Origin of the sequence: Natronoarchaeum mannanilyticum (assembly GCF_039522665.1) — an archaeon.
In the GTDB taxonomy this organism is placed as follows: Archaea; Halobacteriota; Halobacteria; order Halobacteriales; family Natronoarchaeaceae; genus Natronoarchaeum; species Natronoarchaeum mannanilyticum.
On record NZ_BAAADV010000007.1, the window covers coordinates 203,782 to 216,419 of the forward strand.

Annotated in this window: 14 protein-coding genes and 1 tRNA gene; 10 read left to right on the forward strand and 5 right to left on the reverse strand. The window is 66.2% G+C overall.

Features of this window, described 5'->3' with window-relative positions:
- Nucleotides 1-4: 4 nt before the first annotated feature.
- On the reverse strand, nucleotides 5-445 hold the full coding sequence (glmS, locus tag ABDZ81_RS14145; RefSeq protein WP_343774653.1) for a methylaspartate mutase subunit S: 441 nt from the start codon (nucleotides 443-445) through the stop codon (nucleotides 5-7).
- A gap of 174 nt (nucleotides 446-619) precedes the next feature.
- On the opposite strand from glmS, the gene mct reads away from it, so the two are divergent.
- From mct to ABDZ81_RS14160, 3 genes are all read left to right on the forward strand, one after another.
- Nucleotides 620-1,789, forward strand: coding sequence for a succinyl-CoA:mesaconate CoA-transferase (gene mct / locus ABDZ81_RS14150; RefSeq protein ID WP_343774654.1), 1,170 nt, complete (start codon nucleotides 620-622; stop codon nucleotides 1,787-1,789).
- Nucleotides 1,790-1,924: 135 nt separating this feature from the next.
- Nucleotides 1,925-2,998, forward strand: a complete 1,074-nt coding sequence (locus ABDZ81_RS14155) for a DUF7972 family membrane protein (protein WP_343774655.1) — start codon at nucleotides 1,925-1,927, stop codon at nucleotides 2,996-2,998.
- Nucleotides 2,999-3,111: 113 nt separating this feature from the next.
- Complete coding sequence (locus ABDZ81_RS14160; protein ID WP_343774656.1) at nucleotides 3,112-4,965, forward strand: helicase HerA domain-containing protein; 1,854 nt, start codon at nucleotides 3,112-3,114, stop codon at nucleotides 4,963-4,965.
- Here ABDZ81_RS14160 and tbsP read toward each other — a convergent pair.
- The gene (tbsP, locus tag ABDZ81_RS14165; protein WP_343774657.1) at nucleotides 4,962-5,777 is read right to left on the reverse strand and encodes a transcriptional regulator TbsP; all 816 of its coding nucleotides are present in this window, start codon (nucleotides 5,775-5,777) and stop codon (nucleotides 4,962-4,964) included. The two genes, ABDZ81_RS14160 and tbsP, sit on opposite strands and share 4 nt — an antisense overlap.
- 264 nt (nucleotides 5,778-6,041) lie before the next feature.
- On the opposite strand from tbsP, the gene ABDZ81_RS14170 reads away from it, so the two are divergent.
- The 7 genes from ABDZ81_RS14170 (at nucleotide 6,042) to ABDZ81_RS14200 (ending at nucleotide 10,910) form a co-directional block, all read left to right on the forward strand.
- Entirely contained in the window at nucleotides 6,042-7,454 is a 1,413-nt protein-coding gene (locus ABDZ81_RS14170; RefSeq protein ID WP_343774658.1) for a DUF7289 family protein, read from the forward strand.
- Between the two features lie 49 nt (nucleotides 7,455-7,503).
- Nucleotides 7,504-7,824, forward strand: a complete 321-nt coding sequence (locus ABDZ81_RS14175) for a DUF5785 family protein (protein WP_343774659.1) — start codon at nucleotides 7,504-7,506, stop codon at nucleotides 7,822-7,824.
- Nucleotides 7,825-7,901: 77 nt separating this feature from the next.
- Nucleotides 7,902-8,663: a GTP cyclohydrolase III gene (locus ABDZ81_RS14180; protein WP_343774660.1), complete on the forward strand. Its 762-nt coding sequence runs from the start codon at nucleotides 7,902-7,904 to the stop codon at nucleotides 8,661-8,663.
- A gap of 121 nt (nucleotides 8,664-8,784) precedes the next feature.
- Nucleotides 8,785-9,375: a CBS domain-containing protein gene (locus ABDZ81_RS14185; protein ID WP_343774661.1), complete on the forward strand. Its 591-nt coding sequence runs from the start codon at nucleotides 8,785-8,787 to the stop codon at nucleotides 9,373-9,375.
- Nucleotides 9,376-9,448: 73 nt separating this feature from the next.
- Complete coding sequence (locus tag ABDZ81_RS14190) at nucleotides 9,449-9,931, forward strand: GNAT family N-acetyltransferase (protein WP_343774663.1); 483 nt, start codon at nucleotides 9,449-9,451, stop codon at nucleotides 9,929-9,931.
- An 11-nt stretch (nucleotides 9,932-9,942) separates the two neighbouring features.
- Nucleotides 9,943-10,016: transfer RNA gene (locus ABDZ81_RS14195), tRNA-Thr, on the forward strand.
- Nucleotides 10,017-10,250: 234 nt separating this feature from the next.
- Nucleotides 10,251-10,910 (forward strand): uracil-DNA glycosylase family protein, encoded by a 660-nt coding sequence (locus ABDZ81_RS14200; protein ID WP_343774664.1) that lies wholly within the window; start codon nucleotides 10,251-10,253, stop codon nucleotides 10,908-10,910.
- A gap of 8 nt (nucleotides 10,911-10,918) precedes the next feature.
- On the opposite strand, the gene ABDZ81_RS14205 is transcribed toward ABDZ81_RS14200, so the two are convergent.
- The 3 genes from ABDZ81_RS14205 to ABDZ81_RS14215 all read right to left on the reverse strand — a co-directional run bounded on the left by ABDZ81_RS14205 (nucleotide 10,919) and on the right by ABDZ81_RS14215 (nucleotide 12,554).
- Nucleotides 10,919-11,452 carry an HAD family hydrolase gene (locus ABDZ81_RS14205; protein WP_343774665.1) on the reverse strand — a complete coding sequence of 178 codons (534 nt, stop codon included), beginning with the start codon at nucleotides 11,450-11,452 and terminating at the stop codon, nucleotides 10,919-10,921.
- Between the two features lie 58 nt (nucleotides 11,453-11,510).
- Nucleotides 11,511-11,789, reverse strand: a complete 279-nt coding sequence (gene ddfA, locus ABDZ81_RS14210) for a DdfA family disk-determining factor (RefSeq protein WP_343774666.1) — start codon at nucleotides 11,787-11,789, stop codon at nucleotides 11,511-11,513.
- A gap of 165 nt (nucleotides 11,790-11,954) precedes the next feature.
- A complete protein-coding gene (locus tag ABDZ81_RS14215; protein ID WP_343774667.1) occupies nucleotides 11,955-12,554 on the reverse strand; it encodes a YIP1 family protein in 600 nt (199 codons plus the stop codon).
- Between the last annotated feature and the right edge of the window lie 84 nt (nucleotides 12,555-12,638).

Genomic DNA, 12,638 nt, shown 5'->3' on the forward strand with positions numbered 1-12,638 from the left:
CGAGCTATCCCTCGACCCTGTGGCGCTCGGCCTCGGTCGCGGCGAGCTGGAGGTCCTGTCGGAGCGCGGCGATCGCCTCCTCCGGGTCGGTCTCCGAGTCGAAGACTCGATCGAAGCCGAGCTCGCGGAACTTCCGGCGGGTCTCCTCGAAGTCGTCCTGCCCGACCGCGAGGTTGCCGCCGATGTAGGTCAGGACGTCGAGGCCCGCCTCGTCGAGGCGCTCGCGGAACCCTTGGCAGTCCTGTTCCGCGTGGCCGTACAGCGACGAGATCAGTACAGCCTCGGCGTCGGCGTCGTCCGCTGCGGTGATGAAGTCCTCTTGAGAGGTCTGGACGCCCAGGTTGACGACGTCGAACCCTGCGGCGCGCAGGGCCTGTTCTAGGATCGTGATGCCGACGACGTGCGCGTCGGATCCGATGACGCCGAGGATGACTGTCTTCGCCATGTCGGTGTCTCGACGGTCGCGTGAGGAATCCTTATAGTTAATGGTTTTTCATGATAATATTCCTTAAGGGGTTAGATATAGTCGGATGATAGACAATCACAAAGGTTGAGAGACAACCACATTCTTCATGATCTATAGGGAAGGTTTTTCCCTCCCCTGCCCGACGCCAACTCCATGGGAGCGCTCGACGACTTGCGCGTGCTCGATCTGACGCAGGTGCTCGCCGGCCCGTACTGCACGATGCTGCTCGCGGACATGGGCGCGGACGTGGTAAAGATCGAGCGCCCGGGCGGCGACCTCATCCGATCGAACCCGCCGTTCTACGAGGACGCCGACGCCGAAGCGTACGGCGGCTACTTTCAATCTGTGAACCGGGGTAAGCGCAGCGTCGAGCTGAACCTCGGCGACGACGCCGACCGCGAGGCCTTTCTCTCGCTGGTCGAGCGCGCCGACGTCGTCGTCGAGAACTACCGCGCGGGGACGATGGAGCAGTTCGATCTGGGCTACGAGACGCTGCGCGAGCGCAACCCCGAGCTGATCTACAGCTCGATCCGCGGCTTCGGCGACCCGCGCACGGGCGAGACCCACAGGCAGGGTCAGCCGTCGTTCGATCTCGTCGCGCAGGCGCTGGGCGGGGTCATGGAGATCACCGGGCACGAGGACGGGCCGCCGACGAAGGTCGGCCCCGGCGTCGGCGACCTGTTCACCGCGGCGCTCAACGCGGTGGGGATCCTCGCTGCGGTCCACCACCGCGACCGCACGGGCGAAGGCCAGTACGTCGACACGGCGATGTACGACGCCATGATCAGCCTCTGCGAGCGGACGGTGTACCAGCACTCCTACGACGGCGCGGCGCCGACGCGCCAGGGCAACTCGCACCCGACGCTGTTCCCCTACGACGCCTTCGAGACGGCCGACGGCTACGTCGTGATCGCGGCGTTCGGGAGCAACCACTGGCGCGAGCTCTGCGAGGCGATGGACCGGCCGGAGCTCGCGGCGGAGTATCCCGACCGCGAGAGCAGGCTCGCGAACCGCGAGTCGCTGCGCGAGGCCATCGTCGAGTGGACGCGGACCAGGCCGACCGACGACGTGCTGGCCGCCCTCGACGGGCTGCCGACAGCGCCCGTGCAGGACGCCGCCGATATCGCGGCCGACCCCCACGTCGAGGCCCGCGAGATGCGCGTCGGCGTCGACCAGCCCGGCGCGGACGCCGAAGTGGCGATCGCCGGCAACCCGATCAAGATGATCGAGACGCCGACGAAGCCCGGCGAACGGGCGCCGCTACTCGACGAGCACCGGGAGGAGCTGCTGGAGGACGCCGCACCGGCAGAGGCGGACGACTGAGTTCGGCCGTCAGGTTCTCCCAAGGTTCGCCGCCCCATTTTCTCACGCTCGATCCGTCATCGCGGTTCCGCCGACCGTGCCCGACCATCATAACCGGGCGGGTGGATACGACACACGTGAGGCGACGAGCGCACGATGACCGGTGACGGAACCGACGGACGGGGTCGCGGGGAGAAACCCGGCCCCGCGATGAAGATCGACGACGTCAGCGCATCGGTGCGGTCCCGCGGACCGGTCGAGCGCGCGAAGCGGTGGTTCGTCCTCACCGCGAGCCGCTGGGTCGTCACCGCGATACTGCTTTTCGGCGTGTTCGGGACGATCGTCCTCGTCGGCCTGTTCGGTCCCGTCCCCGTCGAGACGTTTCTCGGCGGCGGCGGCATCTCGACGGGCGGGGTGCTCACGGAGCTGCTGAAGACGATCGTCTCGGTCGTGGTGATCGTCCTCTCGATCAACCAGCTCGTTCTCTCGCCCGGGCTCGGCCCGGTCGGCGAGCAGCGGGAGCGCTACGAGGACGCGATGGACCTCCGGCGCAGGATCGAGGAGCACACGGGCGAGCGCGTCAGTCCGACGACCCCGTCGCTGTTCTTCGGGATGCTGATGGACGAGATCGTCGAGCAGGCGGAACTGCTCCGGGAGGCGACGGCCGACGCCGCCCCGCTGTCGCTCCAGGGCGCCGTCGATCGGTACGTCGACGCCGTGGAGCGCGACGGGACCTACGTCCGCGACCAGCTCGGCGACGCCGGCCTCGGCGAGTTCGAGGTCGTCCAGGCGCTGCTCCGGTTCGCCATCTCGGAGAAAGTGGCCTCGCTTCGCGCGCTGCGGGCGTCTCACCGCGCGTCGCTCTCGGAGGAGCAGGCGGACGCGGTCGACGGAATGGAGGAACTGCTCGAACTGTTCACGATCAGCCGCGAGTACATCAAGACGATCTACATCCGCTCGGAGTACATCCGCCTCTCGCGGGGGCTGCTGTACGTCGGGCTGCCGTCGCTCGTGGCGACGTACTGCGCCATCCAGATCTACCAGCCGACCGCGTTCCCCGGTGCGACGCTCGGCCTCCCCCACCGGCTGCTGTTCGTCGCCGGCGCGGTGACCGTCGCCGTGACGCCGTTCACCCTGCTCGTCGCGTTCGTGCTCCGGCTGGCCGTGCTGTCGCTGTCGACGCTGTTCGTCGGGCCGTTCAGCGCCGGAAACAGCGACCTCGACAACTGAGACGGCAGTGGGCTCGGACGGGACCCGCGCTCGTGCGAGGTTTCAAGTGCTCGTCGGGAAACGGTACTGGTAATGACGAGTCAGCGAACGGCTTCTTTCGGAGGGGTCGGCGAGTGAGCGAGCAAGAGACCATCCGGATCGGCGAACTCACGGCGGCGGCGGGCGACGAAAACTCCGGCGCGCCCGTCGAACTCCCCGTCGTCGACGTGCTGACGGGCCGCGGCTTCGTGACGGGCAAGAGCGGATCCGGCAAGTCCAACACCGCCAGCGTCGTGATCGAGGAGCTGCTCGACGCTGGCTACCCGGTCCTGATCGTCGACACGGACGGCGAGTACTACGGCCTCAAGGAGGAGTACGAGCTGCTCCACGCCGGCGCCGACGAGGAGTGCGACATCCAGATCGGGCCGGACCACGCCGAGAAGATCGCGAACCTCGCCTTAGAGGAGAACGTCCCGATCATCCTCGACGTCTCGGGCTACCTCGACGAGGACGTCGCCGACGAGCTGCTCCGGGAGACCGCCCGGCACCTCTTTACCAAGGAAAAGAAGCTCAAGAAGCCGTTCCTGCTGGTCGTCGAGGAGGTCCACGAGTACCTCCCCCAGAAGGGCGGCGGCGGCGAGACGGGCAAGATGCTGATCAAGATCGGCAAGCGCGGGCGCAAGCACGGGCTGGGGATCATGGGGATCAGCCAGCGCCCCGCCGACGTCAAGAAGGACTTCATCACGCAGGCGAACTGGCTCGTCTGGCACCGGCTCACCTGGGACAACGACACCAAAGTCGTCGGACGCGTCGTCGACACCGAGTACCAGGAAGCCGTCTCCGAACTCGCCGACGGCGAGGCGTTCCTCCAGACCGACTGGACCGAGGTCGACGTCCGCCAGATCCAGTTCCGCCGCAAGCGCACGTTCGACGCCGGCGCGACGCCCGGCCTCGACGACTTCGAGCGCCCCGAGCTCAAGTCCGTCAGCGACTCGCTGATGGACGACCTCGAGACGATCACCGAGGAGGAACAGCAACGCGAGAGCGAGCTCGCCGACCTCCAGCAGGAACTCGACAAGAAGACCGCGAAGATCAACCAGTTAGAGCAGGACCTCGAAAACGCTCGCGACGTCTCGAACGCCGCCAGACAGCTGGCGAACGCCTTCTCCCGGGGTGACGTGGCATCCACGCCCGAGGAGGTCGAGTCGCGCCTCGTCGCCAAGGACGACCGCATCGAGGATCTCGAAGACCGCGTCGCGGAGCTGGAGGACGAACTCGACGACGCCCACGAGTACATCGATCAGCTCGAAGCCGAGAACCAGCGCCTGCAGGAGGCGACCGCGCCGATCGACTTCGACGACCCGTCGACGGTGCAAGCGGCGTTTCCGGCGGGCGACGGGCCGGAGACCCCGGGTGACGCGGACGCCGCGGCGTCCAGCGGCGACGCGGTTAACGGCGACGCGACAACGGGCGGTGACGCGACAACCGCCGAAGCCGCTGGCGCCGCCGCAGAACAGCCCAGTGGCGACGGGACTGCCGTCGCGGTGGAGAGCGACGCCGAACCGACGGCGGTCGATTCGCGCTCGGGCGATCACGCCGGCGACGCTGCGAGCGCTGAACCGACGGAAAGGACCGCAGACGACGAACTCGACGCCGAAAGCGTGCTGGCGTACGTCCGCAGCGAGCCGATCGCCGCGGAGGTCGCCGACGCCGCGGAGCGGGCTCACGTCGACGAGGCGGCGCGGCGCGCGATCGTCGAGGAAGTCGCGGCGGAGGGGCCGCTTTCGGCCGCTTCGGTCGCTGATCGGACGGACGTGCAGGTCCAGTACGTCTGGACGTTCCTCTCCGAGCTGCGCGATCGCCCGTACCTCGTGCGCAACGCCCAAGGGGAGTACGCGTTCGATCTCGACGCGCTGATCGCCTGCGGACAGCGGGTCGAAGAAGACGTAGACGGGCTGGACGAGCTGTTAGAACGGTTCGACGCCTAGTTGAGCATCGACTGGGCGACCGTCGCGAGCTGATCGTTCTCGGCGGCTTCGAGCCGGTCGTCGCCGAGCGTCAGCCGCAGGCGCGGGCGGCCGACGTCGATCGGCACCTTCTCGGTCTCGATCAGGCCCATGTCCTCGAGCTTGGTTTTGGTCCGGGAGAACGTCGCCTTGCTGGCGACCCCGGTGTCCTCGCCCCACTTGCTCACGTCGTACAGCAGCTCCTCGTTCTTGGCGGCGACGAGCAGGCTGATCGTCACCTCGTCGAGGCCGTCGCCGTCGCCGCGAGCCGTCTCGAGCGAACTCAACATCGCGCGGAAGTCCTGCTCGGCGTGCTCGCCGAGCTCCGCGGAGAGCCCTTCGTGGACGGTCGAGAGCGGCGGCGTCCGCAGCGGGTACGACTCCGCCGCTTCCCACTGTGATTCGTATCGGTCGCGAGCGTCGGCGACGAACGCCTCGTCGTCGGCGACGAGCCCGCCGACCGACGCGCCCGCGTCCACCACGGCGACGACGGCGTCGTCGTGAATCAACAGCGGGTTCCCCGAGGTCGCGTCGTTCACTCGGAGTTCCAGCGTACCGGACTCCACCAGATCCGCGGCGTTGCTCGCGACGATGAAGTCGCTCATCACGTCCTTGACCGTCTCGGGGTGGCCGAGCAAGCGCACCGTCGGCGGCCCGTCGGCGTCCGCGAGCGCCGAAACGAGTTCGCGGATCGTCTCTTCGGAGGGATTCACCGCCGTCAGTTCGTCGTCAGTCGCAGCGACGGCCTCGTGGACGAGTTCGGCTCGCGTTCGGTCGAGTATATTCTCTTTCATACGCTACTCTGTTAACTTCTCACATACTTAATTTTACCGGCTCGAGAGTAGTGGTTGCAAATTACGGTCTCCTCCGGGAATCAATCGGCGAGCTTCCCGACGATCAGCAGGCAGACCGTTCACACTCAGGAAAACGGCGTCTTCGTACCGTTCAATTTTCTCCGTCAATGAAAATATTCCGTTATCGGGCGATAGAACCAAGCGACGATCGCAGGTCGTTTTTGGCAACAAAGGTTAAGCATCTAGGAAGCATACCGGAACTGTATGATGTCCGATCGGGCAGTAGGCCCAGTTATAGGCGTGATCCTCATTATCGCCATGGTTCTCACGGTCGCCGTGACGGTTGCGGCGTTCGGCGCAGCGATGCTGCAGGACACCCAATCGGACATCGAGAGCTCGCAGACCGAGACGGCGTTCTCGCAGCTGTCGGTCGACGCGAGCGAGCTGCGGGAGCCCGGCGACGAGGTCGATTTCGACTTCGGCCACAGGGACGGCGAAGTTCGGACGGTCGACGACACTGGAAATCTCAAGGTGCAGCTGGAACACTCGAACGGCACCGAAAACCTGACAAAAACTTCGCTTCGATCGCTCGTCTACGAGCGCGACGGGAAGGAGGTCGCCTATCAGGGCGGCGGGGTGTTTCGCAAGCAGGGATCCGGGAGTTCGCTCGTGTCCGCGCCGGAGTTTTTCTACCGCGACAATTCGCTCGTGTTCCCCGTGACGAAACTCGAGGGGGACCTCCAGAAATCGGGATCGCTCTCGGGGTCACTACGGCTAAAGAACACGACGCGAGAGTATCCGGACCCGGCGCAAAATCGAACGAATCCCCTCGACGAGGGGACACTGCACGTCACACTCGAAAGCGAGTACTGTCAGGGCTGGGAAGAGTACTTCAGCACGCAGACGCGCGGTTCGATCGACGAATCCTGTAGCGAGGACGAGAAGGGTGAGATCAAGGTAGAGCTGAGCGTTCCGTTCGAGCTCAAAGGCGGCACGTTTACTGAAGCTGTTAGGGCAGGTAACGTTCAGAATGAAGGGAAAGCCGAATTCGATTACGAAGAGGGGGAAATGGATATGCCGTCCGCCGACTCTCTCATCGAGATGAAGAAAAACGAGTGCGACACTATCAAGAACGATCTGCCGACCACTGTCGACAGTTCCCAGGACCTCTACTGCGTCGAGGATCTCGACGGGTACCACTCCTTTGAGACCAATGGCAGTGATATAGAAGTGTATGTCAACGGGACGCTCGCTCCCGGATCAGGAGGGATGCCTGTGTCCGGCGATTCACACGATGTCTCCTTTTTTGTTCGGGAAGGATTTAGCCTAAGCAAGGGGATCGGAAATAAAGAGCCAGTGGGTGACGAGGATGCGCCGAACCGCACGAGGATCTTCGTCTCCTCAGACGGGTACGTCTTTAGTGACGGTGACAACACCAAGGGAAGCGTCTACGCGCTCATCTATGCGCCGGAGTCGGACGCATATATGCAATCCAGGGGAAACTCCGTGTTTGAAGGCTCGTTGGTCATCGATGAGTTAGAGGTGCAGAGTAAAATGAAGGCCGGGGAAGTCCAGTTATCGCCGGGTGCTGCAACTACGAGTATCTCCTACGAAAGCGCAGGCCCCGACTTCTACTACCTCCACCTGGTCGAGAAGACGATGACCGTCCACGGCTGACGCCGCCGGCATAGGAACGTTTTTCCCGAATCCGTCCACAGGTCGGAGTATGGACTGGCCGCACGATCCCGACGGCGAGGAGGGCAGCGAAGGGATGCGCAAGTACGGGATGGCGATCATCGCCAAGAAGGTCGACGAGGACGAGGACTTCCCACTGTCGGCCGAGGAGTTCGTCGCCGAGCACGGCGACGAGCCGATCCGCATCAACTACCAGCGCGTGGTTAGCCTCCGAGAGATCTTCGAGCGCGTCGATGCCGAGGAGTTCGAGACGATCGTCGACATGCACAAGGAAGCCGGGAAGGCCATCCGCGAGGGCGGCTACTGGGACTACCATCCCGTCGGATCGAACCCCGAGACCAAGCGCGCCTGAGTCGACGGCCGGATCGCGATCGATTGCCGCGCCGCTTCGCGTCACTTATACGAGATGCGTCACAAGAGAGTGATACCGTGACGAACACGCAGGTTACGCTCGTTCAGATCGACAACTACGGCCCGTGGACGGTGACGCCCGAACCGCGACGGGAAGTCGACCTCCAGACGCTGCAGTCCCGCCTGTACGCCGACCTCTCGCAGCTGATCGGTAACCGCGGCGGCTACGTCTTTTTCACCCGGTTCGACAACATGATCGCCGTGACCAACGGGCTCGACGAGTCCGACCACGCGATGATCCAGGAGTCGGTCGGGAACCGCTACCCGGTGACCGTCAGCCTCTCCGTGGCGACGGGAACGACGCCCGCCCACGCGCTCGCGGACGCCACGGACAATCTGCAGGACCGCGGCAGCGCACAGGACAAGGACCGCCGCGAAATTCTCTGCGGCCGCACGATCGGCGAGGACCATCGGACGGACGAGGACGTCGAGATCGCTCACTTCGACGTGATCGACGCGACCGGCGAGTACACCGACCGGCTCAGCGCGTTCGAGACGTTCATCGAGATCGAGCAGGGGTACGCGACGCTGATGAAGGAGATGCACGGCGAGCACGACGCGCTGTCCTTTTTCGTCGGCGGCGACAACGTGATCGCCGCCTGCCCGACGCTTACCGAGGGCGCCTACCTCGACGCGATCGACCACGTCACCGAAGTCGCCGGCGTCGACCTCCGCGTCGGCGTCGGTTCCGGGAAAACGGCCCACGAGGCCGGGATGGACGCCAAACACGCGCTGGAGGAAGCGCGAGCGAGCGGCGACGCAGTCTGGTTCGCGGAGTGACGTCGTTGCGCGGACGGCAGCCGTCAATCTCCGGGAACGCCTGCAAGCACTAACCTACCGCGGGAACGGTGATAAGTGTGGTGCAGGTAGCTTTTAGACCGCTCGTTTGCTACTTTGTCACATGGACGAGGACGTGACAGTGCGCGACATAATGTCCCGGGAGTTCGTCGGCGTCAGCGAGTCCGACGCGGTCGCCGACGTCGCCGACGTGCTCCGCGAGGACGAAGCGACGCTCGCCGCCGTCGTCCGGGGCAGTCGACCGGTCGGCGTCGTGACGGCCCACGACCTGCTGGCCCACGTCTCGGATGACACCGCGCCGGTGACGGTCGGCGACGTGATGCGCGAGCCCGAGCCGACGGCAACGCCCGACCGATCGTTCGTCGACGCGCTCGACCTGATGTCGACGGAGGGAACGCGCAGGTTGCTCGTCACCGACGACGAGGAACTGGTCGGCGTACTGACCGCCAACGATGCGGTGACCGCGGCAACCTCGCTCCTGCAGAACGGCACCGGAATGGAGCGAGAGCGACAGGCGGTCGGCGCGGACGTCGGCACGGACGCCGTCGCCGGACGCGTCTCGGACGACCGCGCCCCGGCGAACGAGAACGCGGGGTACTCCTCTCAGAGCGTCTGCGAGAGCTGCGGGTCGCTGACGCGAGATCTGCAGAATTTCAACGGACAGCTCATCTGCGCCGACTGCCGGGACGTGTGAGCACGGCGCAACCGCGATCGTTCTGCGGATCGGGACCTCGTCGACCGTTTATCGGTCGGCCCGAGCGACAGTGATGGAGATCGACAGACCGGCCCCCGACGAAATCGAAGAACTCGCCGACCTCTGGGTCGCGCTGGCTCGCGAGCAGCGCGCTCACGGAACCCACATCCGCCCCGAAGCGAACCGCTCGCGGATCGCGGAGACGCTGAGCCGCCACGCCATCACCGGAGAGGCGTTCGTGGCGCGAGCGAACGACGAGATCGCCGGGTTCGTCACGTACGAGCGGACTAACGAGGGATTCGAGACGGACATCGACCGCGGCGTCGTCCAGAACCTCTACGTGAGGCCGGCGTACCGCGACGCGGGCGTCGGGGCGTCGCTGCTGGATCGTGCTGAGGCCGACCTCGCCGCGGACGGCGTCGACGCGGTCACCGTCGAGGTGATGGCCGCCAACGAGGCCGCTCACCGGTTCTACGAGCGAAACGGGTACGAGCGCCACCGGGTCGTACTGGAGAAGCGACTGGAAGACGAAAACCACTCAAAGGATCGGGGCTAACGACTACTCGCGCCAGGGGAGCTTGGGCGGTTCAAGCACTCGACTTGTAATCGAGAATCCAGGGGTTCAAATCCCCTCCCTGGCTTCGATGTGCCCGAGCGGACGCGAGGGCACGGCGAACCTTCGTGGGGATTTGAATCAGGGAGTGGGAGGTGAGCGAGCGGTAGCGAGCGAACGGGGACGACCGTGGTTCATCCCCTCTCTGGCTCTCCTGTCCGAACGACCGCCCGACGCCGACCCTTCTCCAACTACTCGACGCCGACCCGGCGGCGACGCCGAACCGAGTGCGTTTTATCGACCCTCGGCGAACGTGCCCGGCGTGGAGAACGTAACAGACCGGACGAGCAACCCGTTCGGCATGCGACCGCCCTGTGAGGACGCCCGCGCGGCCGACGGCCCCGAGGCCGCGTTCGGCTACGGCGACGCCAACGCCGATTTCCACGTCATCGGCGACCATCCCGGCGTCCACGGCGGCCGACGGTCGGGGATCCCGTTTACCGACTCGGTCGCCGGCGACAGGTTGCTGGACGTGTTGCGGAACGTTGGATTACTGGCGGACGCCGACGGCGAGCCCGAACCCTCGAACGTCTTCCTGAGCTACCTCTACATGTGTTGTCAGGCGGACGGCGAGTCTCCCACGGAGAGCGAGTACGCCGAACTCGAACCGTTCTTCGACGCCGAGCTCCGGGCGATCGCCGCGCACGTCCTGGTGCCCGTCGGCGAGCGCGCGACCGAGCACGTCCTCGAGAACTACACCGCGCAGGCCGAGCGGCTCGACCTCGACATGCGGGAGCTACACGCCGCCGAGATCAAAGGCAGCGGCTTTCTCGTCGTCCCGATCCGGGACCCGACCGAGTGGACCGACACGGACGCCGAGCGCCTCGACGCGCGGCTCCGCGCGATGCTCGCGGGCGACTACCGCCAGACGTCCGACCTCAGTCGGTTCCTGGTCGACGACGAGCGCTACATGGTCCGGTAGAATCTTTCTCACCGACGCAGCTCCGCCACGTCGACGTAATCGACGCCGGCGCGTCGCGCCGTGACGGCGTCGCGCTCGGAGTCGCCGATAAACAGCGCGCCGTCCGGCGAGACGTCGATCCGGTCGATCGCCGCCAGCAGCGGCTCCGGATCGGGCTTGTGCGTCGCGACGGTGTCCCGACCGACCACCGCGGCGACGTCGCCGTCGAGGTCGTGGGTCTCCAGCGCGATCCGGCAAGCAGCCTCGCAGTTGAGCGAGCAGACGGCGACCGGATCGACCGTCGCGAGGTCGTCACCGGAGGGGAGGCGCGTCGACGTACGCGCGCCCGTCCGCTCGTGGTCGGCGATGGTCGCCTCGACCGAGTCGCCGATGCCGTGTTCCTCGGCCTCTTCCAGCATCGCCCAGAGCCCGCTGCTACCGGCGTCGACGCCGGCATCCTCGTACACCGCCGCGACGTCGGCCGCGACGGCCGCCCAGTCGACGTCGAGGTCGACGAGCGTCCCGTCCAGATCGAAGACGACGCCGTCGTAGGAGTCGATCATACCGGTCGTTGTGGCGACCGGAGCAAGAGCACTTCGGTGCGAGCGCCTGCGACGCCCCTCAGTCGCTGGCTTCGAGCGCGTCGAGGCTGGTGAGGTGGACCCTCCCGGTGGACGTCACCTCGACGCGGTAGCCGTCCGTTCGAAATTCGACGCGGCCCTGTCGGCGGCCGTCGGCGGCCGCGCCGTCGAACAGCGCGTCGAGCGCGTCCGGGTCGATGACGTCGTACAGCGGATCGAGTTCGAGCGGATCGACGCCCTTCGCGTCTGCCAGCGCCTCGACGACGGCCTCGCTCGGCGACTGCGCGGCCGACTCGTCTCGTTGCGGGGCGGAAGTCATTGTTCCCTCACTCGTCACGGAACGGTAAAAGAGTGACGAGAGATTTCACCAGTCCTTGTTGCTGATTTCGGATAGGTCTAAGGAAGCAATATAATAGTGCGCGATCATTTGGGTTTTGCAAATTCCCACCGAGTGGCGCAGTTCGACGACCGTCTCGGACCGGGGTCAGATGATGTACCAGCGCGCCAGCAGCGCCGTGATCGCGTCGAACGCTCGAAAGCCCAACCCGTAACCCAGAAACGCCGGGAGGGCGCCCAGGAGAGCGCTCCTGCCGGGGGGAAGCCGGTGAACCTCCGAGAGCCCGATCGTCAGCAGCGCGGCGGCGTACAGCCCCGCCAGCGCGCGTACCTCTACGATCGGCACCCCTGCAAGCGCGCAGGGCGCGGCGGCGTACGCGAGCACCTGGACCGTCTCGCTGATGCCGCCCCGGTCCGGTGCGAACGGGATCAACAGCACCGTCTGGATCGCGGCGAGCAGGTGCAGCCCGGCGGGCGTCACGAACAGCACCGCGGCGACGATCCAGAACACGCTCAGCAGCGTCGACCGGGCGCCGGGCGCGGCCGCAGCGCCGGTTCCGAAGGCGACGCGGGTCGACTCGGCGACGAGCACGACGCCCATCGCGAACAGCAGGCCGGGCGCCTGATCCCGCGGGACGACGCGCTCGCGGAAGAACCGCCGTGGCGAGACGAGCACGCGGAGCCACGACCGCGCGAGCTCGCCCGGAAGGCGGTCCTCGGCGCCGATACGGTCGGCGACGCCGGTCACGGGCACCGCCTCCGCGAGTCGGCGCGCCGAATTGATCGGTCGGTCGGCGTGCGCTCGCTCATCGAGTCAACCGAGGTCGCCCTG

Excerpts from the sequence above, each read along its gene's own strand:
- ABDZ81_RS14170 (WP_343774658.1), top strand. The coding sequence starts at position 6,042 with ATGATGTCCGATCGGGCAGTAGGCCCAGTTATAGGCGTGATCCTCATT.
- ABDZ81_RS14205 (WP_343774665.1), bottom strand. The coding sequence starts at position 11,452 with ATGATCGACTCCTACGACGGCGTCGTCTTCGATCTGGACGGGACGCTC.
- ABDZ81_RS14175 (WP_343774659.1), top strand. The coding sequence starts at position 7,504 with ATGGACTGGCCGCACGATCCCGACGGCGAGGAGGGCAGCGAAGGGATG.
- ABDZ81_RS14190 (WP_343774663.1), top strand. The coding sequence starts at position 9,449 with ATGGAGATCGACAGACCGGCCCCCGACGAAATCGAAGAACTCGCCGAC.
- glmS (WP_343774653.1), bottom strand. The coding sequence starts at position 445 with ATGGCGAAGACAGTCATCCTCGGCGTCATCGGATCCGACGCGCACGTC.
- ABDZ81_RS14155 (WP_343774655.1), top strand. The coding sequence starts at position 1,925 with ATGACCGGTGACGGAACCGACGGACGGGGTCGCGGGGAGAAACCCGGC.
- tbsP (WP_343774657.1), bottom strand. The coding sequence starts at position 5,777 with ATGAAAGAGAATATACTCGACCGAACGCGAGCCGAACTCGTCCACGAG.
- ddfA (WP_343774666.1), bottom strand. The coding sequence starts at position 11,789 with ATGACTTCCGCCCCGCAACGAGACGAGTCGGCCGCGCAGTCGCCGAGC.
- ABDZ81_RS14185 (WP_343774661.1), top strand. The coding sequence starts at position 8,785 with ATGGACGAGGACGTGACAGTGCGCGACATAATGTCCCGGGAGTTCGTC.
- mct (WP_343774654.1), top strand. The coding sequence starts at position 620 with ATGGGAGCGCTCGACGACTTGCGCGTGCTCGATCTGACGCAGGTGCTC.